This window comes from Acidimicrobiales bacterium (assembly GCA_035294085.1).
Taxonomy (GTDB): Bacteria; Actinomycetota; Acidimicrobiia; order Acidimicrobiales; family Bog-793; genus DATGLP01.
The window spans coordinates 14,996-40,655 of record DATGLP010000015.1 but is presented as its reverse complement, the minus strand read 5'-3'; the positions used below and the strand labels follow the sequence as shown (position 1 = coordinate 40,655).

The window sequence follows — 25,660 nt, the reverse complement described above, 5'->3', positions numbered from 1 at the left end:
TTTGTCGGAGCCGAGGGAGGGGGCTCGCTCGTACCGGAGCGGGCCCTTTCTCATCTACCTGCGCCTCCAGTCGCACAGTACCATGGGGATTTAGAACCGGTACCGCTGGACATCCGCGTGAACAAGCCGCCTGTGCCCATCAGAGATATCGCTTGCACCAGACAGAAAGACCGCTCTTACCGGATCCACGTGTACGCCTCTCTGTAGTAAAGTCCCGCTTGTGGCGGACATTAAGGACTTCCAAGAACGACCAGAGCAACCAAGCACGCCTCGCACGCCCGGATCGACCGCTGCGAAGGCGAAGAACCTCTCAGCCCAACCTTCCGAAGTGGCCCTACGCCGCATGAAAGTCCTGGTCGAGCGCTCGAAGCGGCGGAGTGCCGTCGCACTCTCCGAGGCGTTCGTGCGCCGTCGTGACGAAGCGGCGCCGCCACCTCCGCTTGCCGAGATGGTCCGGGGCGGCCGCGGAGGCGAGGTCCGCCTGAAGCTCTACCTCACGATGGCGATGCTCGCCGTGAGCCCGCCCTACGACATCCAAGGGGCGATCCCTGCGCGCTCGTGGGCTGAGACCCTCGATCTCGCCGACCCCGACCATCTCGGGGCCCGGCGGGTGAGCGACGCGATCAGATGGCTCGCGTCGCACCGCTTCATTGTCTCCGAGCGGGCGCGCGGTGCTCCGGGACCGGTGCGACTCCTCAGCCAGTCCGGGACCGGCGACCCCTACGTTCGGCCGTCTGGCGGAGACGACCGCTACGTGCGGCTACCGCTCGGGCTGTGGCGCAACGGCTGGATCGTCGTGCTATCCGGAGCAGCGCTGGCGATCCTCATCATCCTCTTGGACCTGCAAGGCGGCCGCCCCACTGCTCAGTGGGTGTCGCCTCGTCAGGCCCACATCCGCTATGACCTCTCACCCGAGACGTGGACCAAGGGTGTCCGAGAGCTCGCCGAGCGCGGCCTCGTGACGGTGAAGAAGATCCCGCAGGGTGACATCTTCGACTACAGGCGGATGCGCAACACGTACTGGGTGTTGGAAGACCGACTCGAAGCCCCAGTCACTCCTGCCCCGCCGGCAACCAACAACGGTGTGGACGATCAGGGATCCTCGCGTTCTGCGATCAACAGAATTCGCGGTGATCGGACCTGATAGCGCTCCTCCGCGGAGTTGGCTTGGTCGGTTGTTGTAGTCGGTCGTCGTCGTCGTCGGATCAAGCATCGGTCGGGTGCGGGCCGGCCGACGGCATGAACCACACTGGGTCCCTTGGAGGCTCCACACCTTGGAAAGGAAGATGGAGCCATGCCAACAGAGAAGATCCCAGGGAAGCGGTCGACGCGCCGGTACACGCCGGCGGAGAAGGAGCAGGCCGTCCGCCTCGTCCGACAGTCGCGCGCGGAGCTCGGCACCGAGCACGGAACGATCGGGCGCGTCGCCCGCCAGCTCGGCTACGGCGAGGAGTCGGTGGGGGCCTGGGTGCGTCAGGCCGACATCGACGACGGGGTCAAGCCCGGGGTGACGAGCGAGTAGGCCGCGCGGATCAAGGCCTTGGAGCAGGAGAACCGAGAGCTCCGCCGGGCCAACGAGATCCTTGCGCCAGTTGAGTCCGCCAGAGTGGTGTACGAGGGGTAGCCCCTCATGAGGGTCCCCCAGACGCGACGACCACCGTGTCAACCTTCAAGAACCAGCGATGGAACTGAAGGGAGAACACGGTGGTCGTCACCAACACGATGGGCGCGGGTGAGCTCGTGCGCAAGTACCTGGAGTCCGAGGCGGGCAGTGAACTGCTCGGCGAGATGGTGAAGATGGCGGCCGAGCTGCTCATGGACGCCGAGGTCGACGTGCTCTGCGGCGCTAGCTACGGCCAGCGCAGCGACGCCCGGGTGAACAGCCGCAACGGGCATCGGCGCCGGCGCTGGGACACCCGGGCGGGCACGATCACCTTGGACATCCCAAGCTGCGGCGGGGCGCGTACTTCCCGAACCTGCTGGAGCCTCGCCGGCGAGCCGAGCAGGCGCTCGTGAGCGTCGTGTGCCAGGCGTATGTCGAGGGCGTCTCGACCCGCCGGGTGGATGACCTGGTGCGCGCCATGGGCATCGACGGAATGCCGAAGTCCCAGGTCTCCGAGCTGGCGAAGCACCTCGACCAGAAGGTGACCGAGTTCCGCAACCGCCCCCTCGACGCCGGCCCCTACACCTCTGTGTGGCTCGATGCCCTGTTCCACAAGGTGCGAGAGGGTGGCAGGTGGTGAGCGTGGCGACGGTGATCGCCACGGGCGTGAACGCGGAGGGCCATCGGGAGATCCTCGGCGTCGACTGCTTCACCACCGAGGACGGGGCTGGGTGGACGGCGTTCCTCCGCGGCCTGGTTGCCCGGGGGCTGTCCGGCGTTGCCCTGGTCGTCTCCGACGCCCACGAAGGCCTGAAGAACGCCATCGCGGCAGTGCTGCCCGGGACCACCTGGCAGCGGTGCCGCACCCACGCCATGCGCAACCTGCTCACCCGGGTGCCGAAGTCCGCCCAGGCGATGGTCGCCACCCTCGTGCGCACGATCTTCGCGCAGTCCGACGCCGCCCAGGTCAAGGCTCAGTGCGACCGGGTCGTCGACCAGCTGGAGCGACAGTTCCCCGACGCAGCAGCGTTCCTCACCGACGCCGAGGCCGACCTCCTCGCCTTCTCCACGTTCCCCGTCGAGCACTGGCGCCAGATCTGGTCCAACAACGGCCAGGAGCGGCTCAACCAGGAGCTCCGAGGCGCACCGACGTCGTCGGCATCTTCTTCAACCGCCCGGCCCTCATCCGCCTCTGCGGCGCCGTCCTCGCCGAACAGCACGACGAGTGGGCCGTGGCACGACGCTCCATGAGCGCCGAGTCACTCGCCAAAGCCCGTCTGAGCGCCGCCGCCGGCGGCGCAGTCGGAACCGACCCGAAGGAGGTGGTGCCAGCGGAGCTCGAAGCCATCAGCTGAACCGAGGCAACACGGTTGACACGGAAGTCGTCATACACCACTCCGCCGGACTTGACCCCTGCGCCGGGCGTCGGCTTTTGTGGCTCTCCTGACCGATCCGTGGGCGCGTTGAGCAGCTGAGACGCGAGCAACGCCGCCTCCTGTCTACGTTTTCGACCTGACGAAGGGTCCGAAGACGAGGCAAGGAGAACGACGTTGCTCGGTGCCAACGTATGGCGGCGCATGCTCGGTGTCGACAAGGCCACCGTGATCGAGTCGGTCGAGGTCGACGAGGAGGCGAACGCGGTCGTCGCGCACGTGCGCCCGAGGAAGGCGGCCAAGCGCCGTTGCGGACGCTGCGGGGTCCGTGCTCCAGGTTATGACCAGGGCGAGGGGCGGCGACGCTGGCGGTGTCTCGACCTCGGGACGGTGATGTGCTTTCTCGAGGCCGACTCGCCGAGGGTGAGCTGCCCCACCCACGGACCGACGGTCGCCCAGGTGCCGTGGGCCCGACACGGGGCCGGCCACACCCGGGACTTCGACGACGAGGTGGCCTGGCTCGTCACCCACACCGCGAAGTCGACGGTCTATTCGATGATGCGTGTCGCCTGGCGCACGGTGGGATCGGTCGTCTCCCGCGTCGTCGCGGGCGGGCGCGCCGCGCACGACCTCTTCGACGGGCTCCGTCGCATCGGCATCGACGAGATCAGCTACAAGCGCGGGCACCGCTACTTGACGATCTGTGTCGACCACGATTCGCGGCGCCTCGTCTGGGCGGCGGTCGGCCGGGACAAGAAGACGCTGAACAGGTTCTTCGACCTGCTCGGCGAAGAGCGCTGTGCGCAGATCACCCTCGTCTCGGCCGACGGGGCCGAGGGGATAGCCGACGTCGTCGCCGAGCGGGCCAAGAACGCCACGCTCTGCATCGACAGCTTTCATGTCGTCCAGAGTGGGCCACCGACGTCCTCGACGAGGTCCGTCGCGAGGTCTGGAACACCGCCCGGCGGTCGGGTCCGGGCTCTCAACCGAGAAGCTCGCCCACGTGCTCGGCAGCCCGACGATCCTCCTCGGACAGGCCGTCGGTGTAGTGGCGCGCCATCTGCACGGTGGACCAGCCGAGACGGGCCTGCTTCTGAGCCTCGCTGATCACGGGGTCGCGTGCAGTCGCGTGAAAGTGTCGAAGCGAGTGCAGGTGCACGTCCGGGGCCACCAGCCCCTTATCTCGCAGGCGGGCGAGGGCGTGGCTGAAGGAGTCTGGATAGGGAGGCACTTGACCCGCTGGCTCGAAGGAGAAGACGAACGCGCTTTCGGTCAGTGGCTCGCCGCAGACCAAAGCCAGCCGCTCCTGCTCGGCTCGCAGTTCCCGGAGCGCGGCAACGGTAGCCGGATCGCAGGCCAGCCTACGGATGCTGGCCTTGGTCTTTGGGGACTTGACGACTGCCCCACCCTTGGCGCCAACCACGCTCTCGTCCACGGTGACCAGACCCGTGTCGAACTCAACGTCGCTCCAGCGAAGGGCACATGCCTCCCCCCTGCGCATGCCGGTGGCAGCCAGCAAGCGCACAAGGGTCCCGAAGCGGATCTCCGCCGCCATCGCCGCCTGGATCAACGCCCGCACCTCGCCGAGCGAAGGGGCTCGCACGCCCTCACGCTTCTCCTCCAGCCTCCAGACCGGAAGATCGGCGTCCGCGGCCGGGTTGTGCAAGCTGCCGCCGCTCCACTTCTGCGCCAGGCGGCAGGCTCGGTGCAGCACCGACTTGACCTGGCGGACTGTCGCCTGCGACAGGCCGGCCGCCTTGAGGGAACGATAGAAACGCTCCACGTCGTAGGTGGTAAGAGACGAGATCCCCCGCCGGCCGATCGAGGCGAAGATGTGCACGCGCCAGATGCTCTCGTAGTGGCGGGCGGTCTTGGGCGAGAGATCCTCCCAGCCGTTGTCCCGCCAAGCCGAGATGGCGTCGTTGACCGTTGTCGAAGGGCCCCATAGGCGGGGCTCCTCGAGTGCGGGGGCGGGCCTGGCCTCCTGTTCGGCCACCATACGGGCCAACTCGCGCTCCGCCTGGCGGCGCGATCCCCGGAAGCGGGCATGGCGGTGGTGCACCCGCCCCTCGGAGTCCCTGCCCAGGTACACCCGCAGCTCCCAGGTGTCCCTGCCCACCTGCCTCATGCTGCCGGCCACTTCGAGGCCCCCTCTCCGACCCGCCCAACAGCGTTGTTGGGTTTCGTGTTGGGTTTTCGAGGGTCAGGCTAACTCAAGGATGCGACGACGACCCGAGAAGACCGTCTGACCTGGACTGTTCTAGCGCGCTCGGAGGGACTCGAACCCCCAACCTTCTGATCCGTAGTCAGATGCTCTCTCCAATTGAGCTACGAGCGCCCGCGTGAACAGAGGGCCCGAGGGCTCCTTCGCTCAGCGGTCAACAGGTTACTCGGAGCGCACCACGGTCGGGGCAGGGTGGACATACGTCGTCTTGGTAGCGTTCCTCCATGTCCACGGCGGCGGACGGACTGGTCAGGCGACCCGGACCGGGCGACCTCGCTGGCGCCGCCTTCCGCCTCGCACGATCCCACTACCGGTGCCTGCTGGCTGCGGCGGCCGTCGCGCTCGCGCCGTGTCTCGCGCTCGGCGGCTGGGCACTCGACTCCTACAGGAGCGGCGCGAGCCGCGCGAGCAGCTCGACGGAGCTCTTGGCGGTGCTCGGTGCCCTGGTCATCGCGCTGGGAGGCCTCCTCGCCGTAGGGACGGGGGTGCACGCTGCCGTGAGCGCGGCCGTCGGCGGGGTTGCCGACTGGAGGGAGTCGGTACGGGTTGCCGCGGCACGGGTCGGACCGCTCTTCTCCGGCGCGTGCGCGATCGTGATTCTCGGCTTCCTCGGTCTCGTGTGCTTCGTCGCTCCGGGGATCTACCTCTGGTTCGCCTGGTTCGTCGCGATGCCTGCGATCGTGATCGAACGTCGCGGCGGGTGGGACGCGCTCAGGCGGTCTCGCCGGCTCGTGCGGGGGCGGTGGTGGACGGTCTTCGGCGCGTTTGTCCTCGTCGAGGCGGCCGTGCTCGTCATCTCGCTCGTCGTCGGCCTCATCGTCGGCGCGCTCTTCGCGTCGTCAGGCGCCGCGAACGCGACGGCATCACAGGTGGTCGCGTACTGTCTCGAGCTCCTGCTCTCGCCGGTGCAGATCGCGCTCGTCGCCGTCGTCTACCTCTACCTGCGCGCGACGGTCGAGGGCGCGAACGCGGCGTCGGTCGCACGCGAAGGGGGGATCGAGCTGTTGGCGGAGCTCGGTGGCGCGACCCGTGTCGCGCCACGCGAGGAATCAGCAGCGTGGCCCGGCGTACCCGAGGTCGCGGACGGCGGTGAAGCGAGCGACGTGCAGCCACCGGAGACACCCGCGGAGGTCGAACCAGCACGAGCGCGAGGGGGCGAGGCAGGAGCGACGGACGGGCGAGGCGGCGCTCGTCGGGGCTGGCCGGCGCCGTCCCCCAAGCCGCCCCCGCCCCGTCGCCGGCAGGGCGGCGAGCCAAACTAGGCGCACGTCGCCGGCGACAGGCGCGAGGCACCCCTCGATCGGTGAGCGGAGAGGGAGGGATTTGAACCCTCGGACCCGGTTGCCCCGGGTCAACTCATTAGCAGTGAGCCCGATTCGGCCGCTCTCGCACCTCTCCCGGTGCCCGTACTCTAACCCGCAACCTCGCGGCTGGCGCGCTGGCGGTCGGCGCCATGACCGGCTCGGCGCGCCACCGACCCGGCACTCGTTCGATCATCGGTTGCTCCGAGGCCGCGGCCGGTCGCAGCAGCGTGACGGCCGTGAGTGATTGTGAGGTGGCTTGGTCCTGGTTGGTCGCCTGCGCAGTGTCGACGCCGTGCCTGTGGCTCGCGGCTGCGTCGAGGACGTGGGCGTGACGTGCGGCGCAGCGGGGCTCGGGCATCCGCGCCATCGCCGACCAGGTACAGCAGCCCCTGGCATTCGCACGAGGTCGGCGACGCTTCAACGAACGGCGTCCTCACGATGACACAGGCTGGTCGCCCGTTCATACTCGCAGCGGCGCGCGAGCGATCAAGGAGGCGTCGTCCGCGATGGCTGGTGTCGGGCGTCAGCTGCTGACGAGCGCGGAAGCGCCGCGTCGGGCGCCGACCCAGTCGCTGCTGGTGCACGCCCGCGCGTGGGGGGCCGAGCGGCGCTCCGTGGTCGTTGCCGTCCTGCTGCTCCTCGTCCTGCTGGCCGTCTACTGGTCCGTCGACCCGAGCGCGCGAACGGCCGGGTCGGTCCAGGGGTTCGCCAACGGCGGCATCGGCCTGGGCCTCGTCGCCGCCGGGGAGGCCGTCGTCGTCGTCGCTGGAGGGCTGGACCTGTCGATCGGCTCGATCCTCTCGTTGCTCAACGTGATCCTCGTCAGCCAGATGGGCGCCTCCGCAGGCTCCCAGCTGGGCGTCTCGATCGAGGTGCTCGCCACTGGCGTTGCGGTCAGCGCGACCAACGGGCTGCTCGTCGCCGGCCTCAACCTCCCGTCGATCCTGGTAACGCTGTCGATGTCGTTCCTCTGGCAAGGCGTGGCGCTCCTCGTCAGGTCGCAGCCTGGCGGGACGGTCCAATCCGGGTTCGCGAGCACCCTGAGCGGATCTTTCCTGATCAGCATCCCCAACTCGACCTACCTCCTGGTGGCGGCTGTGCTCGTGTGGTGGGCGACGAAGCGGACTGGCTGGGTTCGCAGGTTGTATGCCCTCGGCTCCGAGGCCGAAGCCGCGCCCTCGAGCAGCAGGCGGGTCCGGAGCACGATCGTCGCCGGCCATGCCCTGGCGGGTCTCTTCTACGGCGCCGCGGCGCTGCTCCTCACCGCGATGAGCGGCAGCGGGGACCCCAACCTCGGCAGCACGCTCGTTGTCACCGCCATCGCCGCAGTCGTCCTCGGCGGTACTCGGCTCGGCGGCGGCCGCGGCGATCCTCTCACGGCGATCCTCGGTGCCTTCATCGTCACCTCGGTCGACGACATCCTCTTTGCCTTCCAGGTGCCGGCCTTCTACACGGGCGTGCTCAACGGTGCGATCCTGTTCGCTGCGGTGCTCAAGGGGCTCGTCCTCGACGGCGGGAGCGGGGTCGGCCGGTGGGGGAGCCCGGCGGCGCCGGGCGCGAGCACACCCGCCGCACCGCAGGACGGGCGCGCGTGAGCTCGCTGCTCGAGCGACCGGTCGCCGAGGCAGGCCGGCGTGCCTCCGTCCGGAGGTGGCTGCTCGGGGCGACCAACCGGGGGGTCGTCGCACTCTACGTGGTCGCGGTCGTCCTCCTCGCCTGCACGCGCCTCGTCGGTACGAGGTCCGGTTCGGCGAGCGACGTGCGGACGGTTCTCAGCCTGGCGACGCTCACTGCCCTTGTGGGCTTCGGACAGGGCCTTGTGGTGCTGACCGGCGGGTTCGACCTGTCGGTCCCGGCCACGATGACGCTCGCGGCGGTCGTGCTGACCGGGGTGACGCAGGGGCTGAGCTCGCACGCTCCGGCCGCCGTCCTGCTCGTGCTCGGGATCGGGACGCTCATCGGTCTCGTCAACGGGCTGGTCGTCACGGTGGCTCGGACGTCACCGGTCATTGTCACGCTTGCGACGAACTCCGTCGTCGAAGGAGCGGCGCTCGTCTCCTCGGGCGGGCAGCCGACGGGGTCGGCGCCGGCGGTGATCACCAAGGCTGCCGTCGGGGGCTTCTCCGGAGGCGCGCTCGTGGCGCTCGTCGTCGTCCTGCTCGCGTTCCTCATCCTCGGGACAGCCGTCACGGCCAAGATGGCCCGCGGCAGGACCCTCCAGCCCGCTGCCATGGGCGCGCGGCCGCCCGCGCTGGCGTCCACGTGCAGGCGGTCGACGATCGTCGGCGCCTATGTCTTGAGCGGCGTCAGCGCTGCCATCGGTGGCCTGCTCCTCGCGGGCTTCAGAGGCCAGAGCTACCTGTCGATCGGCGACCCGTACCTGCTCCTGTCGCTCGCGGCCGTCATGGTCGGTGGCGCCTCGGCGACCGGCGGCAGGGGGCTCTTCCTCGGCACGGTGGCCGGGGCGATCGTCCTCCAGGCGCTCAGCACCATGTTGGGCGGCGCCAGGCTGGGAGGCCCGCTCCAGGACATCGTCTTCGCGGTGGCGATCCTCGTGGCGGCCGTGCTCGCTCGAGGCAGGCGGCAGCCGACGTGACGAGCCTGGGGCGTTCCACGCGCCGATCGAGGTGCGCGTCGCGATCGCGCGTCGCGCCGCGTCTCTCGCAGCTCGCGGGACCGACACCTCTCGGCGTCGCCCTCGCGCACATGTAGCGTCTGGCGCTCGACGAAGCTGTCCGACGAGCGCGCGTCGGCGACTTGCACCGCGCCGGCCGAGCGCTGAAGGTGGTGGGCGCCTCGGATCCGGCGCGGCTCGACGGGCAGCCGCTGGGCGGCGCCAGCCGCGGCGCTCTGCGAGCCAAGGAGGGGCGATGGTACGGACCGTGAAGGAGGGGCTCGGCTCGCCCGCGGACGCGAGCGAGGAGATCGCGCCTCGGGTCGCCCAGCTCATCGACCGGGTGCGGACCGGCGGGGACGCCGCCGTCCGGGAGCTGTCCGCGACGCTGGACGGCTGGAGCCCGCCGTCGTTCCGCCTCGGCGACGACGAGATCGCGGGGAGCCTGGCCAAGGTGCCGACCAGCACGCTGGACGACATCCGATGGGCGCAGGACCAGGTGCGCAGCTTCGCCACCTCGCAGCTCGAGACCCTGCACGAGCTCGAGGTGGAGACGATCCCGGGTGTGCGCCTGGGCCATCGGCACATCCCGGTCCAGAACGTCGGGTGCTACGTGCCGGGCGGCCGCTACCCGATGGTCGCCTCCGCGTACATGAGTATCCTCACGGCGAAGGTGGCCGGGGTCCCTCGGGTGATCGCGTGCACGCCGCCGCTGGAGGGCGGCGCCTACCCGGCCACGATCGCGTCGATGCACCTCGCGGGTGCGGACGAGATCTACGTGCTCGGCGGGGTGCAGGCGATCGCCGCGATGGCCCTCGGGACCGAGACGATCGGGCGCGTCGACATGGTCTGCGGTCCGGGCAACGCCTACGTCGCGGAGGCGAAGCGCCAGCTCTTCGGGACGGTTGGCATCGACCTCGTCGCGGGCCCGACCGAGGTGCTCGTCATCGCCGACGACAGCTGCGACGCCGAGCTCGTGGCGACCGACCTGCTCGGCCAGGCCGAGCACGGCCCGACCTCGCCGGCGGTGCTCATCACGACGAGCGAGCGGCTCGCGCGCGAGACGCTCGCCGAGTGCGAGCGCCAGCTGCGCTCGCTCCCGACGGCGGACGTCGCGGGGCCGGCGTGGCGCGACTACGGGCGCATCTACCTCGTCGACAGCGCCGAGGAGGCGGTCGCCCTCGCGGACGAGCTCGCCTTCGAGCACGTGGAGGTGCTGACCTCGGACCCCGACTACTACCTCGAACGCCTCCGGAACTACGGCGCGCTCTTCCTCGGCGAGGCGACGAACGTCGCCTACGGCGACAAGGCCATCGGCACGAACCACATCCTCCCGACGCGCGGCGCGGCCCGCTACACGGGCGGCCTGTGGGTCGGCAAGTTCCTGAAGACGGTCACCTACCAGCGGGCGACGCGCGAGGCGAGTGTCGTCGTTGGGCGCCACGTCTCGGGCATCTGCGAGGTCGAACGCTTCTGGGGGCACAAGGAGCAGGCGGACCTCCGGCTGCGGCGCTGGTCGCGGGGCTAGCCCGCGGTCCGAGTCCGGCGCGCCGCGGCGCGTGCGGTCACCTGTCAGTACATGACGAGGCCGGCGGTGACGTTGAGGTCCTCGCCGGTGATCCCCGATCCGGCGGCAGACGCCAGGAACACGCACGCGCTCGCGACCTCCTCGGGGCGAACGAGGCGCTTCAAGGCAGCGGGTTCGGTCATCTGCCGGCGCGCCTCGTCGACGGAGATGCCGAGCAGGCGGGCTTGGTTCTCGAGGACCAGGTCGATGCGCGGGCCGTCCACGCCCCCGGGACAGACGCTGTTGACGCGGATGTTGAACGGTCCGAGCTCCAGCGCGAGCGTCCGTACGAGCCCGATCACGCCGAGCTTCGCCGCGGCGTACGGGCTACGCCCGGCGAGGGGCCGCTTGCCGGTCATGGAGGAGATCGCGATCAAGCTGCCCGCGCCCCGCTCGAGCATTGCCGGGATGAAGCGTCGGAACGTGAGGAAGACGCCTGTCAGATCGGTCGAGACGCACTCCTCCCACTCGGACACAGCCAGCTCGTGGAGCGGCTTCGTTGGTCCGGCGACTCCCGCGCAGGCGACGACGACGGTCGGCGGACCGAGCGCCTCGCGCACGGCATCGCCGAAGGCGTCCACCGAGTCGGGGTCGCGCACGTCGCAGTAGGCGGCGAGCGAGCGCGCCCCCCGGGCTTCGACCTCTGCCCGGGCGCTCTCGAGCTCGGCGCGGTCGCGGCCGGCGAGGGCCACTGCGGCGCCGGCGTCGGCGAAGGCGCGCGCGATGGCGCGACCGATCCCGCGGCTCGCGCCCGTCACCGCGGCGACCTCCCCGTCGAGCCTCGTCGCGGGCGCCGTCTCGTTGGCACGCGCTCGCATGTCGGGCGCATCCTAGACGGGCGATCGGCGCGGCTCGCCCCTCGGGCCCAGCGGCCGGGGCGGCCTCGGAGGCGGGCCTGTCTCGGGCGAGGCGGCGGCGCGTGCGTCCCGGCGAGAACACGAGGCGAAGGCGGCACGTCGGGCGTCCCCGGCGCGACTGCCGTCTCGTGGGCGGCCGCCCCCAGGCGGAGGGGCGCGCGAACCGACGCCCGCGAGCAGGGTGCCGCGCGCTCGCTCCGGCCGGACGTCGGCTGGCCGCAGCCTGCGCCTCGCGCCACGAAGCGCGCGAAGGCGGCTGGGCGATGCGCCCGCGCGGGGCGAAGCCTCGGCACGGGGCGTCGAGCGACGACGGACGAACACCCTGTCCGGCACGCCCCCGACCGCTGCGGCGCGTCAGCGCAGCGCACGCCGGTCGTTTCCATGGGCGGTCCGCACCGGTGGGGCGCAGGAGGGCGAGAGCCGCCAGGTGCTCGTTGGCCCCGTCGTCTCCGAGCTCTCGGTACGTCGGCGAGGTCCGCGATCGGTCGTCCTCAGCCCGTCGGCCTGGAGGCGGCGATGGCCTTGAGGGCGGCCCCGAGGCTCGTACGCTTCGCCCCGGTCGTGTCGACGGTCGCCGCCTCCGGCCAGGCGTCCGCACGCGCCGCCATCTCGCGCGCGACTCGCGCGCTCGCCTCCGACGCGTCGAGACCCGCGGCGGCGCGCCTCGCGATGCGTCGCGCGGCGAGCGCCAGCGGCGCGTCGCAGCGGAGCGCGACGAGGTGCGCGCCGCAGCTGGCCGCGGCGAGCGCCGCGAGCTGGCGCTGCCGACGGCTCGTCCACGTGGCGTCGAGGACGACGCTCTCGCCGCCTCGCACCAGCTCGACGGCTCGGGCGAGCATCGCCGCGTACGTCCTCGCGACCTCGCCGGGACGGTAGCGGCCGGTGCCGAAGCCCGGGGCGCCTGGCGAGGCCTGCTGGTCGTTCGCGAGGTCCCGGCGCACCACGTCGCTGCGCAGCAGCTGCCAGCCGCGCGCCGCGGCAATCCCGGCGGCGAGCGTCGACTTGCCGGTGCCGGGGAGGCCCCCGACGAGGACGAGCCGGGGGATGGCAGCCTCGAGGTGCGCCCAGCACAGCGCGAGGAGCTTCGCCGCGCGTGCGCTCGCCGACACGTCGCCCTGGGCCGCACGGAGAGCCGCCACCTTCGCGCGTACGAGCGCCCGGTAGGCGACCCAGTGCTCGCGCAGCGAGGCCGGCCAGGCGTCTCCGGACGCGCTGGCGTAGGCGCGCAGGAAGCACTCGGCGAGCTTCGCGTGCCCGAGGCGCTCGAGGTCCATGGCGAGGAAGGCGACGTCGGCGAGCACGTCGCCGTGACGCAGCTCGGCGTCGAACTCGAGGCAGTCGAGCAACCTCGGTCCGTCGTCGAGGCAGAAGACGTCGTCTGCCTGCAGGTCGCCGTGGCCGTCGACGATGCGCCCCGAGCGCACCCGCACCTCGAAGGCCGGCGCGCAGCCGAGCACGTAGCGGCGGGCCAGCGAGCCGATGCGCGCCGCGAGCTCCCGGGCGCCGGCCGGGAGCTCGCTGCCCTCGAGGGTGCGCAGGCTCGACGACCACAGGGCGAGGACGAACCCCGGCGCCCCCGCCTCGTCGATGCGCTCGGAGTGCTCGGCGCGCCTGTGGAAGCTCGCGACCACCTGCGCGACGGCGACGACCGCTTGCTCGCCGGCCGAGCGCGATCGCTCGACGACCCGAGTGAGGCGGCGATCGTCCGGCAGCCGCCGCATCACGACGAGGTGGTCCCAGGGCTCGCCGCCCGGCCCGCACACCGTGGCGACGCCCTCGTAGACGTCAGGGGCGAGGCGGCGGTTCAGCTCGACCTCTGCTTCGCAGGCGGCCCGGCGCGCCGCCAGGGTGGAGAGGTCGACGAAGTCGGCCACGACGGGCTTCTTCAGCTTGTACGCGCGCTCGCCGACGAGGAAGACCGTCGAGACGTGGGTCTCGACCACCCTGGCCGGCGCCGCAGGCGCCTGCCCGGCGACCCCGTCGAGGCCCGAGCCCCGACTCACTGCTGCGACCCCGCCGGGCGGCGCGCGTCCTCGCGCCGACGGGGGACCACTGCGGCGACGGCAGCGCCGACGCGGCCGTTCGAGCGCGAGGTGGCGAGGAGCACGAGCGCGCCGAGAGGGAGCGAGATGGCGAGGACGGCCGCGAGCGTGCCCGGGCTCGGCCCCGAGAACTCGAAGAAGCGCCTGGACGCGCCGAGGCCGAGGGCGCCGACGAGCCCGAGGGCCATGGTGGCGACGAGGGCGATGCGCCAGCGGGTGAGCGGCCGAGCCGCGCTGGCGAGCACGGCGAGGCCGGCCACGCCGATCGCGAGGGTGGTCGCGGTGCGGACAGCCGCGGGCGTGGATCCCGGAGCGGTACGGGCGTAGAGGTAGCTCCCGAAGGCGCCGGCGAAGGCGAGGACGCCCGCGGGGACGACGAAGTCCGCGACCCGCTCCGCGAACCCCGACCGAAGCCGCGTCGTGGCCGGGCCGAGGGCGAGGAAGAAGGACGGTACGCCGACCGTGAGCGTGCTCACGAGGGTGAAGTGGCGCGGGAAGAGGGGGTAGGCGAGGTGCGCGGCGCCGATCGCGAGCGCGAGCAGCGCGACGTAGACGGTCTTCGCCACGAAGAGCTTGGCGACCCGCTCGACGTTGGCGAGCACGCGGCGGCCCTCGGCGAGCACCTCGGGGAGGGCGGCGAAGGCGCTGTCGAGGAGGACGACGCGCCCGGCGGCCCGGCTCGCCGGGCTGCCGCTCCCCATCACGATCCCGAGATCGGCTCGGCGCAGCGCCAGCACGTCGTTCACCCCGTCGCCCGTCATCGCCACGACGTGGCCGCGGCGCTGCAGTGCCTCGACGAGCTCGCGTTTTTGCCGCGGCCCGATGCGGCCGAAGACCGAGCGGTCCTCGACGAGGCGCTCGAGCGCGGAGCCGCTCGCCGGGAGGGCCTCGCCCGAGACGGGTTCGCCGCGCTCGGGGACACCGGCGGCGCGAGCGACCGCCGCGATCGTCGCGGGGTGGTCCCCCGAGACGACCTTGAGCTCGACTCCCTGGGCGACGAGGAAGGCGACCGTGTCCGCCGCGTCGGGCCGCAGCTCCTCGGCGAGGCCGACGATCCCGACCGGCTCGAGGCCGGCCGGCAGGCGCGCCGGCGTGAGCGCCTCGGGCGAGCGGCACACGAGGAGCACCCGCACGCCGTGGCGGGCGAGCTCCTCGACGCGCCCGGCGAGACGGGCGTCGGGGCGCGCGGCGAGGAGCGTCTCGGGCGCGCCGAGGACGTAGCTGCCGAGCCCGGGCACCTCGACGCCGCTCCAGCGCCGCGCCGAGGAGAAGGGCACGGCGGCTCGTCCGGCGAGGCGGGAGCCGCCGCAGTCTCGTGCGATCGCCTGCAGGCTCGGCGTCGGCTCGGCCTCGGTGGCCGCGAGGGTGGCGAGGACGTCACCGAGCGGCACGTGCTCGACGAGGGGCTCGAGGCGCTCGACGCGCAGGCGTCCGGTGGTCAGCGTCCCCGTCTTGTCGAAGCACAGCACGTCGACGCGTGCCAGGTTCTCGACGGCGGGGAGCTCCTGGATGAGGACGTTCGACCTGGTCAGCCGCAGCGCGCCGAGCGCGTAGGCGAGGCTCGTGAGCAGGACGAGCCCCTCGGGGACCAGGTTGGCGGTCCCGGCCACGGAGGCCCGCAGCGCGTCGGCGGTCGTCGCGGTGCCGCTCAGCTGGCTCCAGAACAGCAGTGCGGTGAGCGGTGCGATGACCCAGGTGACGATGCGCAGGATGCCGTTGATGGCGCGCTGCAGCTCGGAGCTCGCCGGACGGAGCCGTCTCGCCTCGTCGACGAGGCTCCTGGCGAGCGAGCGCTCGCCGACAGCCGTTGCCACGGCGACGCCCTCGCCAGCGACGACGAAGCTCCCCGAGTACAGCGAGTCGCCGACTGCCTTGTCGACCGGTTCGGACTCGCCCGAGACGAGCGACTCGTCGACCTCGATTCCCGAGCCCTCGACGAGCACGGCGTCGACCGGCAGCTCGTCGCCCCGACGGAGCTCGAGGAGGTCGTCGAGGACGATCTCGGCGGTCGGGACCTCCCGGGGGACCCCCGAGCGAATGACTCGGGCGCGCGGCGCGTGGAGCAGCGCGAGCCGGTCGAGCGTCCGCTTGGCGCGCACCTCCTGGATCACGCCGATCGTCGTGTTGATGACGAGGATCAGTCCGAAGAGGGCGTCCTCGAGGGGCCCGACGACGAGGACGAGGACGCACATGGCGCCGAGGAGCGCGTTGAAGCGCGTGAGGACGTTGGCGCGCAGGATCGACCGCCAGCCCCGGCTCGTGCCGGCGGCGCGCCCGTTGATCGCCCCGCGCGCGACCCGCTCGGCGACGCCCGCGTCGCTCAGGCCGCCGGCTCGGGTGTCGGGGGTGACCGGAGCCGGTGCGGCGCGCATCGGCGCTCAGCGTCGTGCTACCCGCACGTCCCGACCAGGGTCTTCGGTCGCAACCTGCTGGCGGGCGTCGGGACCTCCGGCACTTCGGCCGGCCGCGCCGCCCCTCGATACTGGAGCCGTGGCGCGCTCGGCTCTCCGCTCGTGCCTTCGCTGTCCCGACCCTCCTGGCGGGACGATGGCTCCGTGAGTCGCGTGCGTGCCGGGGCCGGTGAGGTCCGGGTGGAGGGGCGTCCTCCGGCCGGCGGGCGCGCCCTCGGCGCCGGAACGGGGCGCCCCTGGCGTTCGGGCGCCCTCGCGCGCGACGGCGCGCTCCTCGCCACCTCGGCCGGAACGATCGCGGCCGGCGTCGGCGCGCGCCTGGCAGGGGCGGCCGGCGCCTCGGACGCGCTCTTCGCTGCCTGTGCCCTGCTCGCGCTGGCGGTGACGGCCGGGGCCGTCGCCGCCCAGGCCTGGCGGCGGCGGATCGGCGTCGACGTACTCGCCGTCCTGGCGCTCGTCGGCACGCTCGCGGTGCGCGAGCTCGCCGCTGGCGCGGTCGTCGGGCTCATGGTCGCGACGGGGCGGGTCCTCGAGGCTCGTGCCAGCGAGCGCGCGGCGCGCGACCTGCGGCACCTGCTCGAGGGCGCCCCCCTCGTCGCGCACCGCTACGAGGGGGGCGCCCTCGTCGAGGTGGACCCCGGGGCCGTCGAGCCAGGGGACCTCCTGCTCGTCAAGCCTGGGGAGGTCGTCCCCGTCGACGGTCGCGTGGCGTCGAGCGAAGCCGCCGTCGACGCCTCCTCGATCACCGGTGAGCCCCTCCCCGTTGCCCTTGCCCGGGGGGAGGTCGTCGCGAGTGGCTCGGTCAACGTGGGCGGCGCCTTCGACCTGCGTGCGGTGGCCTCGATGGAGGCGAGCACCTTCGCCGCGATCGTCCGCCTGGTGCGGCGCGCCGTCGACGAGCGCCCGCCGGCCGCCCGCCTCGCCGACCGTCTCGCGGCAGGCTTCGTGCCGCTCGCGCTCGCGCTCGCTGGCGGCGCCTGGGCGGCGAGCGGGTCCGCGACGCGCGCCGTGGCCGTCATCGTCGTGGCGACGCCGTGCCCGCTCCTGCTCGCCGTCCCCGTCGCGATCGTCTCGGGCCTGTCGACGGCCGCGCGCCGCGGGGTGATCGTGAAGGGCGGCGGCGTGCTCGAGCGCCTGGCGCAGACCCGGGTCGTCGTGCTCGACAAGACCGGGACGGTGACGCGCGGAGCGCCGCGCGTGCGCGAGGTCGTGACCGCGCCCGGGACGGACGAGGGCGAGGTGCTGCGCCTCGCCGCCTCGCTCGAGCAGCACTCGGCCCACCTGCTCGCCTCCGCCGTGGTGCGCGAGGCGTCCGCACGGGGCATCGCGCTCGAGTGGCCGGGCGCCGTCGAGGAGTCCGTCGCGGGCGGCGTCGCAGGCGAGATCGGCGGTCGCCGTGTCCGCGTCGGGCGGCTGTCCTGGTTGGGTGCCACCGAGGACGCCTCGTGGGTGCGCGCCGTTCGCCGGCGGATCGCGCTCGAGGGGGCGCTGTCGGTGTTCGTCGAGGTCGACGGCCGCCTCGCTGGGGCGGTCGTGCTCGACGACCCGCTGCGTCCGGACGCGGCGCGCTCGATTCGCGCGCTGCGCGAGCTCGGCGTGTCGCGGGTGGTGATGGCGACCGGCGACCGCGAGCCGGCGGCCGAGGCCGTCGGGGCCGTGCTCGGCGTCGACGAGGTGCTCGCCGAGCGCAGCCCCGAGGAGAAGGTCGCTGCGATTGGGGTCGAGCGGGCCGCCGGGACCACGGTGATGGTCGGCGACGGCGTGAACGACGCTCCGGCGCTCGCGGCGGCTGACGTCGGCGTCGCGCTGGGCGGGCGCGGGGCGTCCGCCTCGTCGGACGCCGCGGACGTCGTCCTCACCCTCGACCGCCTCGACGGCCTCGTGGCGACGCTGCGCGTCGCGCGCCGGGCACGTCGCATCGCGCTCGAGAGCGCCGCCGTCGGCATGGCGCTGTCGCTGGTCGCGATGGTCGCGGCGGCGCTCGGCCGGCTGCCCCCGCTGGCCGGGGCGATCCTCCAGGAGGGGATCGACGTGGTCGCGATCGCCAACGCCCTGCGCGCCGCCTTCGGCGAGCGCCCAGCGCGCGGCCTCGTGGGCCCGCCGGCCGAGCTCGCCCGGCGCCTCGAGGGCGAGCACCGCCAGCTCGCCGACCGCCTCGCGCGCGGGCGGGCGCTCGCCGACTCGCTCGGCACGCTGGCGCCCGAGGTGGCGCGGGCCGAGCTGCGCGCGCTGTGCGAGTTCCTCGAGCGCGAGCTCTTGCCCCACGAGCGCCTGGAGGAGGAGAAGCTCTACCCGGCGGTCGCGCGCGTGCTCGGCGGCCGGGACCCGACCGGGCCGATGAGCCGCTCCCACGTCGAGATCGCCCACCTCGCCCGCCTCCTCGCCGGCCTCTCCGGCGAGCTCGACCAGGGCGGTCCCGACGACGAGCAGCAGCGCGAGCTCGCGCGCCTGCTCTACGGGCTCGACGCGCTCGTCCGCCTGCACAACGCCCAGGAGGAGGAGGCCTACTTCTCGCTCGCGAGCACTGACGGGGCGCCGGCGGCCGACCGCGTGGGCAGCGAGGCCTAGGCCGAGCGCTGGCCGTCGCCCGGGCCTCGCGCGCAGCGCGCGGTGACGACGAGCACCGGGCGGTCGGCGCGCCGCAGCAGGTCGTGGGAGACGCTCCCGAGGGCGATCGAGCCGATGTCGCCCCTGCCGCGCGAGCCGACCACGATCACCGACGCGTCGTGCTCCCGGGCGGCTTCGACGATGTCACGCGCCACCTCGGGGTGCGTGGCGTCGCGAGGCGCTCCGTCGGCCTCGACGCCTGCGGCGCGCAGGCGCTCCACGTAGCCCTGGACGAGGCGCTCCGCCTCCTCGGGCTCGGACCGGTAGACGGCGCCGTAGGCGCCGACGGTGGCGAGCTCGCGCACGTGCACGACGTGCACGTGCCCGCCCGTCGCCCTCGCGAGCTCGACGGTCGCCTCGAGGGCCCGGTCGGATGCGAGCGAGCCGTCGATCGCTGCGAGGATCTCGTACATGGCGCCCCGGCTCGGTGCGGTTCGTGGTCGTCTCGAGGATGGGCGCCCGCTACCTCGCGCCGCCAGGGACCTTCGTCCTGGCGGGCGGGGCGTCAGCGGCGGGCGCCGGCGCGAGCCTGTCGGCGGACGAGGCGGTCGAGGTCGTCGGCACGCAGTGCGCCGACGATCTCGCCGTCGGACACGACGGCGAGGGCGGGCAGGCGGGAGCGCGCCAGCGCCTCGGCCGCGTCCGGGTAGAGCTCGGCCGTCGCCTCGAGAACGGGCGCGTCGCGGTCGGCGGCGCCGCCCGCGTGCTCGGCGTCGCTGCGCTCGAGCGCCCGCTCGGTGAGGGTGCCGAGGTAGCGGCCGGCCTCGGTGACGAAGACGACGCCATCCGGCGCGCGGCGCAGGGCTCGCGCGGCCTCGACCCGCGTGGCGGCGGCGTCGAGGACGGCGGGCTCGAGGTTCATGAGGTCGACGACGCGCGCGCCGTGCAGCGAGGCGCGCAGCACGGCGGCGGCCCGCTCGGCGCGAGCGCCCACGAGGACGAAGGCGCCGATGACGACGAGCCAGAGGTCGACGAGCAGCCCCGCGACGACCATCGCGACGGCGAGCACCTCGCCGACGCGCGCGGCGACGACCGTCCCGCGCTCCTCGTCCTTCTGGGCGAGGAGCGCGCGCAGGATGCGCCCGCCGTCGAGGGGGATCGCGGGGAGGAGGTTGAACGCGCCGAGCACGAGGTTCGCCCAGGCGAAGCGAGGCAGCCAGGCACCTTCGAAGATGGCCGGCGGCACGAGCGCCGAGCCCGCGCCGGCCGCGGCCGCCGCGAGGAGCGCGCCGATCGCGAGCGACGAGGCCGGCCCGGCGATCGCGACGCGCAGCTCGTCGCGCGCGGACTCACCGAGGTGCTCGACCTCGGTGACGCCGCCGATCGGGAGCAGCACGACGTCGCGTACCACGAGGCCGCGCCGGCGAGCCACGATCCCGTGGGCGAGCTCGTGGACGGTCACCGAGGCGAACAGGCCCGCGACGTAGGCGGCGCGCCCGGCTAGCGCGCTGCCGCCCGAGGGAGTCGTGGCGAGGACGAGGACCACGAGGAGGCCGAGGCTCCAGTGGACGCGCAGGGGGATGCCGGCCACCGTCGCGACGCGGACCGAACCTCTCATCGACCCCGAGTCGAGGCGCGCCGGGTGCGGCGCGCTAGGGGCGCCCGGCCCCTTCTCGACCCGGGACGCGGCGAGGTCCTGCAGCCGGCCGTGACCTTCCGCCCTGGCCTGCGGGACGCGAGCGACGCAGACTCGTGTGCAGCCTCGCGGCAGCGGGCCCGAGCGTGACCTCGATGGGAGGCGCGATCTGCGATGGACACCGACAGCGGCACAGGGAGCCTGGACGAGCTCGACGAGAGCGAGTGCCGCCGCCTGCTCGCGACGAAGGACGTCGGTCGGCTCGCGGTGGTCGCTGACGGCCAGCCGCTCGTCGTCCCGGTCAACTACGTCCTCGACGGAGACGACATCGTCTTCAGGAGCGACCCGGGGACGAAGCTCGCCCACTCGAGCCTCGACAAGGTGGCCTTCGAGGTCGACGAGCTGGATCCGGCGGTCCGCGAAGGCTGGAGCGTCCTCGTGCGCGGCGTGGGCCGCGAGATCACCTCGGCGCTCGACGAGCGCTCGGAGCGCCAGCGCGCCCTCCCGCTGCGCACGTGGGTGACGGGCGAGCGAGGCCACTGGGTGCGGATCGTCGCGAGCGAGATCACCGGGCGGCGTCTCCGGCATTCCGAGGCCCCGGCGCCGCCCTCCTGAACGGGGCCCGCGCGTCCGGTCCCGCGCGCGCCGCAGGCTATCGTGCGCCCGCTCGGGGGCTGTACGGCCCCTGCCCCGCACCTGGTCCGAGCGGGCCACGCCGGGGGTCGAGCCGTGTCAGGAGCGTGCCGAGACGGGGAGGGGGTGGTCGTGGCGCCGAGCGCCGAGCAGCGCCGCGGGCCCGCCGCCCGGGCGCGCCGGGCCGGACCGCGGCTCCTCGGCGCGGCGCTCGCGCTGGCCGCCGTCGCCGCCTCGCCGGCGGCCGCCGGGGCCGAGCCGGGGCCGGTAGCGCTCGTGGCGGTCGGCGCCCCCGCCCGCCTGCCGCGCTCGGCCCGCCCCGGCGGCGCGCTCGGGGCGCGCCGGATCCTCCAGGTGGGGGTGGCGCTGCGGCCGCGCGACCCGGCCGGCCTCGCCGCCTACGCGGCCGCGGTGGCCGATCCCGGCTCGCGCCTGTACCGGCACTTCCTCACGCCGGCCGCCTTCGCCCGCCGCTTCGGGCCGACCGAGGCCGCGGTCGCGGCGGTGACGCGGGGGCTCCGCGCGGCCGGCCTCGAGGTCGGTCGGGTCCCGGCGAATCGGATGGTCGTCCCCGCTGCCGGCAGCGCGGCGCGCGTGGAGGCCGCCTTCCACGTGCGCCTCGAGCGCTACCGGCTCCCAGGCAGACAGGAGGGCTGGGCCGCGACCTCGGCGCCGCTCCTGCCGGCGCGCTGGGCGGGCGACGTGGCGAGCGTGCTCGGTCTCGACAACCTCGTCGTGCCGCACGCGCTCCTCGCGCGCCCGGCGCACCCGCCCGCACGGGCGCGCCTCGCGCCGAGGGTCGGTGGCGGCGGGCCGGCCTCGACGACGCCGCGGGCGTGCGCCGCGGCGACGGCGGCCGCGCGGGCGGCGGGAGGCTGGACCGACACCCAGGTGGCTGCCGCCTACGGCCTGAGCGGCCTGTTCGCCCGCGGTGGCCTCGGCGCAGGGCAGCGCATCGCGCTCTACGAGCTCGAGCCCTTCTCGCGGCACGACCTCGCCACCTTCGAGCGCTGCTACTTCGGCGCCGACCGCACCAGCCAGGTGACCACGGTCCCCGTCGACGGCTTCGACCTGAGCGGGTCCGGCTCGGGCGAGTCGATCCTCGACCTCGAGAACCTCGTCGCCCTCGCCCCCCAGGCGCAGGTCCTCGTGTACGAGGCGCCGAACACCACCTTCGGCGCCCTCGACGAGTACAACGCGATCGTCAGCCAGGACGCGGCGAACATCGTCTCGACGAGCTGGGGCCAGTGCGAGTCGGCGCTCCAGGTCGCCGCGCCCGGTGCCCAGCAGCTCGAGAACTACCTGTTCGAGGAGGCTGCCGCCCAGGGCCAGACCGTCTTCGCCGCCACGGGGGACACGGGGTCCGACGACTGCGCCGGGACGCCCTTCGCCTCGAACGTGCCGGTGAAGCCGTACCTCTCGGTGGACGACCCGGCTGCCCAGCCCTACGTCGTCGCGGTCGGCGGGACCTCGCTCAGCCGCGACGACCCGCCGCTCGCCGGGGCCGAGACGGTGTGGAACGACGGGGCCAACTGGGGCGGCACGGGCGGCGGGATCTCGACGACGTGGCCGAGCCCCGCCTGGCAGGCGGACTCGGGCGTCCCCGGCGTCGACCCGACCGCCAACCGCCAGGTCCCGGACGTGAGCGCGTCGGCCGACGAGTGGCGGGGCATCACCGTCTACAGCAGCTCCTTCGGCCCGACGCCGCGCCTCGGCGCTGACGCCCCGCGCCGGCCGCGTCGCTCGGCGGGGTGGACCACGCTCGGGGGGACCTCGTCCGCGACGCCGATCTGGGCGGCGATGATGGCGGACACGGCGAGCTCGCCGGCCTGCGCCTCGCTCTCGACGACGGCGGCCGGTCCGACCCTCGGCTTCCTCGCGCCCCTGCTCTACCGGGCGGCGGCCCTCGACTACCCCGGGGACTTCAACGACGTGACCCGGGGGTCCAACGACGTCTTCGGCCTGGGTCAGGGCTACTCGGCCGGTCCCGGCTACGACCTCGCCACCGGGCTCGGCTCGCCGGTCCTGACGCGGCCCGCCGGCGGCGGACTCGCCGACACCCTGTGCGCCCTCGCGACGGGCAGCTCCCTCGTCGTGCCGCCGAGACCCACGGTGACCGGCCTCAGCCCTGCGTACGGCCCGAGCGGGGGCGGCACCGCGGTGACGATCACCGGCTCGGGCTTCCCCGCGGGCGACCCAGGGGCGCTGCGCGTCGACTTCGGCGCCGCGCCGGCGCAGGTGACCTCGGTCGGCGCGAGCTCCGTGACGGTGGTCGCGCCGCCGAGCACGCGCTCACCGAGCGCGGCGAGCTTCGCGGGCGCCGGCCCGGTCGATGTCACCGTGACGGTCCTCGCAAAGGACGCGATCGCGACGAGCGCTCCCGGCCCGGCGGCGACCTACGACTACGTCGCCGAGAGCGGTTCCTCGCCCGTGCCGGTGGTGACGGGGATCGGGCCGAGCGGTGGGAACGTCGCTGGCGGCAACACGGTCGACGTCTTCGGCGCGGGCTTCCTCGTGGGCGGGCCCGTCTCGGTGACCTTCGGCGGTGTTCCGGCGAGCGACGTCCACGTCGTGAGCGACTTCGAGCTCACGGCGACCGTGCCGCCGGAGTCGAGCGCGACGAGCTGCGCCTCGGGCCCCGGCTTCGACCCGGCCACGCTGTGCCAGGTGCAGGTCGTCGTGGCGGGCGCCGGCGGGACGAGCCCGACGGCGCCGATCCTGCCGTCGCTCTCGGGGCCCGTCGTCTTCACACCCGCTGGCGTCGTCGACCCCACGCCCGAGACGGAGGTCGCTCCCGCGGCGACCGAGTACGACTACGCGCCGGCACCTACGATCACCTCGATCTCCCCGAACCCCGCGGACGCGTCGGGGTCCACGCCGGTGACGATCCACGGCAGCGGCTTCGCCTTCAACAGCTTCGAGTGGGTCAACTTCGGCCCGCCGAGCGATCCTTCGAGCGAGCAGCTCCAGATCACCGAGATCTCCTCGAGCACGATCATGATCGACCCGCCGCCGGCGGCCTCCAGCGCGAGCGCGGAGCCGAAGCCGCTGGCAGGAGGCGTCAGCGTGCAGAGCGTCGGGGGCCGGAGCAACGTGGTGCGCTTCGCCTACGCGGGCATCCCCCTCGTCCGCCGGATCGGCGCCTACGGCGGTCCGACGACGGGCGGCACGCTCGTGCGCATCACCGGCTCCGGCCTCGCCCAGGTGCGCGACGTCGCCTTCATCCCCTTCGACGTGACCTCGCCATCGGGCGCGGCGACGAGCTACGACGTGCGGGTGGTCTCCGACCGCTCGATCACGGTCGTCGCGCCGAGCAGCCTGCCGGGCCCCGTGGACGTCGTCCCGTGCAGCCCCACGGGCTGCGCCCGGCGCAACCCGTCGGTCGACACCTTCGTCTACTTCAACCCCGCCTCGCCGAGCCTCGCGGCGGTGCACCCGCGCAGCGGCCCCGCCGCCGGCGGGACGCGCGTCGCGCTGTTCGGGGACAACCTCGACGGCGCCGTCGCGGTCCGTTTCGGGCGCAACCTGGCGCGCCGCCTCGCCGCCGGGTCGGGCTACCCCGACGGCGACCCCTACCTCCTCGTCGTCAGCTCCGCTCCCGGGCGGGCCGGCGCGAGCGTGCCGATCCGCGTCGTGACGCGCGCCGGGCGCACCCTGACGTCGCCCGCGACGACCTTCCGCTACCTGCCGAGCCCGCCGAGCCCGCCCGTCGGCCTTCGCGTCGCGATCGACGGGGACCGGGCGCTCTTGCGCTGGGGGGCCCCGCTCAGCGACGGCGGCTCGCCGATCACCGGCTACGCGGTCTCGGCGAGCGCGCCGGGCGTGCCGGTCCTGCACTGGCGCGTCGGACCCGGTGCCCGCGCCGCCGTGGCGAGCGGGCTCTCGGTGGGGGCGGCGTACACCTTCTCCGTCGCCGCGGTGAACGAGCGGCACGGCGTCGGGCCGGCCGCGAGGCGTGGCCCGGTGGAGGTGCGGTTCTCCGCCGACGGGTACCGGCTCGCGACCTCGGCCGGCGAGGTCGTGGGCTTCGGCAGCCTCCCGGCCCTCGGCGGGCTCGTCGGCTCGCCGCCCGGCGCGCGCGTCGTCGGTATCGCGGCGACGCCGAGCGGCCAGGGCTACTGGCTCGCCACCGCCGGCGGGAACGTCTACGCGTTCGGGGACGCGTCACCGCACGGGGGCCCGGCGGTGCACGTCGCGGGGATCGTCGCCGACGCCGACGGCGGGGGGTACTGGCTCTTCTCGCCTTCGGGCGCCGTCTACGCCTACGGCGACGCCCCCGCCTTCGGCGGTGCGCGCCCCCGGCCTTCCTCCCCCGTCGTGGGCCTCGCGCCCTCCTCGGGCGGGCACGGGTGCTGGCTCCTCGGCGCGAACGGCAGCGTCGAGGCGCTCGGCTCGGCGGTCCGGCTCGGCTCGCCCGTCCTCGGCGCCGGCGACGTCGCGGCGGCCATCGCGGCCACCCCGGACGGGAAGGGGTACTGGGTGGCGACGCGCGCCGGCGCGGTCTACGCCTTCGGCGATGCCCGCAGCTACGGCTCCGCCGCTGGCGTCGCCGACGGACCCGTCGTCGCGCTCGCGGCCACCCCGGACGGCCGCGGCTACTGGCTCGCTACCCGAACCGGCGCCGTCTACGCCTTCGGCGACGCCCGCTACGAGGGGCGGGCCGGCTCGAGCGCGGGGAGCGTGGTGGGGCTGGCGACGAACTAGCGGTCCGGGCCTCGCCGTCCCCGGCCCGCTGGCAGGGGCACCCTCGGCCCTCGAGGCGCCGCGGCGAGGTGCCGCCCGCCCGCGGCGAGGCGGGCGGGGACCGGTGCGAGACGGGCGGTGCTAGCCTCCCCGTCGCCCGACCAAG

At 73.9% G+C, this 25,660-nt stretch carries 14 protein-coding genes, 2 tRNA genes and 3 pseudogenes; 11 read left to right on the top strand and 8 right to left on the bottom strand.

Annotation, left to right across the window (positions count from 1 at the left end; genetic code table 11):
• Window positions 1-220 precede the first annotated feature (220 nt).
• The 4 genes and pseudogenes from VKV23_05660 to VKV23_05645 all read left to right on the top strand — a co-directional run bounded on the left by VKV23_05660 (window position 221) and on the right by VKV23_05645 (window position 3,941).
• The gene (locus tag VKV23_05660; protein HLI15521.1) at window positions 221-1,144 is read left to right on the top strand and encodes a hypothetical protein; all 924 of its coding nucleotides are present in this window, start codon (window positions 221-223) and stop codon (window positions 1,142-1,144) included.
• A gap of 150 nt (window positions 1,145-1,294) precedes the next feature.
• A pseudogene (locus VKV23_05655) lies at window positions 1,295-1,585 on the top strand (transposase).
• Window positions 1,586-1,722: 137 nt separating this feature from the next.
• Window positions 1,723-2,958: pseudogene (locus VKV23_05650) on the top strand (IS256 family transposase).
• 195 nt (window positions 2,959-3,153) lie between these two features.
• A pseudogene (locus tag VKV23_05645) lies at window positions 3,154-3,941 on the top strand (transposase).
• A gap of 17 nt (window positions 3,942-3,958) precedes the next feature.
• On the opposite strand, the gene VKV23_05640 reads toward VKV23_05645, so the two are convergent.
• Window positions 3,959-5,095, bottom strand: a complete 1,137-nt coding sequence (locus VKV23_05640; protein ID HLI15520.1) for a tyrosine-type recombinase/integrase — start codon at window positions 5,093-5,095, stop codon at window positions 3,959-3,961.
• A gap of 145 nt (window positions 5,096-5,240) precedes the next feature.
• A tRNA-Arg gene (locus tag VKV23_05635) sits at window positions 5,241-5,314 on the bottom strand.
• A 110-nt stretch (window positions 5,315-5,424) separates the two neighbouring features.
• On the opposite strand from VKV23_05635, the gene VKV23_05630 reads away from it, so the two are divergent.
• Entirely contained in the window at window positions 5,425-6,462 is a 1,038-nt protein-coding gene (locus tag VKV23_05630; GenBank protein HLI15519.1) for a glycerophosphoryl diester phosphodiesterase membrane domain-containing protein, read from the top strand.
• Window positions 6,463-6,508: 46 nt separating this feature from the next.
• Here VKV23_05630 and VKV23_05625 read toward each other — a convergent pair.
• Window positions 6,509-6,598 (bottom strand) — tRNA-Ser (locus tag VKV23_05625).
• A 520-nt stretch (window positions 6,599-7,118) separates the two neighbouring features.
• On the opposite strand from VKV23_05625, the gene VKV23_05620 reads away from it, so the two are divergent.
• From VKV23_05620 to hisD, 3 genes are all read left to right on the top strand, one after another.
• Window positions 7,119-8,099, top strand: a complete 981-nt coding sequence (locus VKV23_05620) for an ABC transporter permease (protein HLI15518.1) — start codon at window positions 7,119-7,121, stop codon at window positions 8,097-8,099.
• The gene (locus VKV23_05615) at window positions 8,096-9,100 is read left to right on the top strand and encodes an ABC transporter permease (GenBank protein HLI15517.1); all 1,005 of its coding nucleotides are present in this window, start codon (window positions 8,096-8,098) and stop codon (window positions 9,098-9,100) included. Before VKV23_05620 ends, VKV23_05615 begins: the two co-directional genes overlap by 4 nt.
• A 274-nt stretch (window positions 9,101-9,374) precedes the next feature.
• Window positions 9,375-10,646, top strand: coding sequence for a histidinol dehydrogenase (gene hisD / locus VKV23_05610; protein ID HLI15516.1), 1,272 nt, complete (start codon window positions 9,375-9,377; stop codon window positions 10,644-10,646).
• Window positions 10,647-10,690: 44 nt separating this feature from the next.
• On the opposite strand, the gene VKV23_05605 is transcribed toward hisD, so the two are convergent.
• The 3 genes from VKV23_05605 to VKV23_05595 all read right to left on the bottom strand — a co-directional run bounded on the left by VKV23_05605 (window position 10,691) and on the right by VKV23_05595 (window position 15,956).
• On the bottom strand, window positions 10,691-11,503 hold the full coding sequence (locus tag VKV23_05605; protein HLI15515.1) for an SDR family NAD(P)-dependent oxidoreductase: 813 nt from the start codon (window positions 11,501-11,503) through the stop codon (window positions 10,691-10,693).
• 530 nt (window positions 11,504-12,033) lie between these two features.
• The gene (locus tag VKV23_05600) at window positions 12,034-13,485 is read right to left on the bottom strand and encodes an AAA family ATPase (protein HLI15514.1); all 1,452 of its coding nucleotides are present in this window, start codon (window positions 13,483-13,485) and stop codon (window positions 12,034-12,036) included.
• Window positions 13,486-13,541: 56 nt separating this feature from the next.
• The gene (locus VKV23_05595; protein HLI15513.1) at window positions 13,542-15,956 is read right to left on the bottom strand and encodes an HAD-IC family P-type ATPase; all 2,415 of its coding nucleotides are present in this window, start codon (window positions 15,954-15,956) and stop codon (window positions 13,542-13,544) included.
• A 183-nt stretch (window positions 15,957-16,139) separates the two neighbouring features.
• Between VKV23_05595 and VKV23_05590 the strand changes: the two genes are divergently transcribed.
• Window positions 16,140-18,563: a heavy metal translocating P-type ATPase gene (locus VKV23_05590; protein HLI15512.1), complete on the top strand. Its 2,424-nt coding sequence runs from the start codon at window positions 16,140-16,142 to the stop codon at window positions 18,561-18,563.
• On the opposite strand, the gene VKV23_05585 is transcribed toward VKV23_05590, so the two are convergent.
• Complete coding sequence (locus tag VKV23_05585) at window positions 18,560-19,015, bottom strand: universal stress protein (GenBank protein HLI15511.1); 456 nt, start codon at window positions 19,013-19,015, stop codon at window positions 18,560-18,562. The two genes, VKV23_05590 and VKV23_05585, sit on opposite strands and share 4 nt — an antisense overlap.
• A 92-nt stretch (window positions 19,016-19,107) precedes the next feature.
• On the bottom strand, window positions 19,108-20,160 hold the full coding sequence (locus VKV23_05580) for a site-2 protease family protein (protein ID HLI15510.1): 1,053 nt from the start codon (window positions 20,158-20,160) through the stop codon (window positions 19,108-19,110).
• A gap of 192 nt (window positions 20,161-20,352) precedes the next feature.
• Between VKV23_05580 and VKV23_05575 the strand changes: the two genes are divergently transcribed.
• Both VKV23_05575 and VKV23_05570 read left to right on the top strand, forming a co-directional pair.
• Window positions 20,353-20,793 (top strand): pyridoxamine 5'-phosphate oxidase family protein, encoded by a 441-nt coding sequence (locus VKV23_05575; protein ID HLI15509.1) that lies wholly within the window; start codon window positions 20,353-20,355, stop codon window positions 20,791-20,793.
• A gap of 150 nt (window positions 20,794-20,943) precedes the next feature.
• Window positions 20,944-25,515 carry an IPT/TIG domain-containing protein gene (locus VKV23_05570; protein ID HLI15508.1) on the top strand — a complete coding sequence of 1,524 codons (4,572 nt, stop codon included), beginning with the start codon at window positions 20,944-20,946 and terminating at the stop codon, window positions 25,513-25,515.
• Window positions 25,516-25,660: the final 145 nt, after the last annotated feature.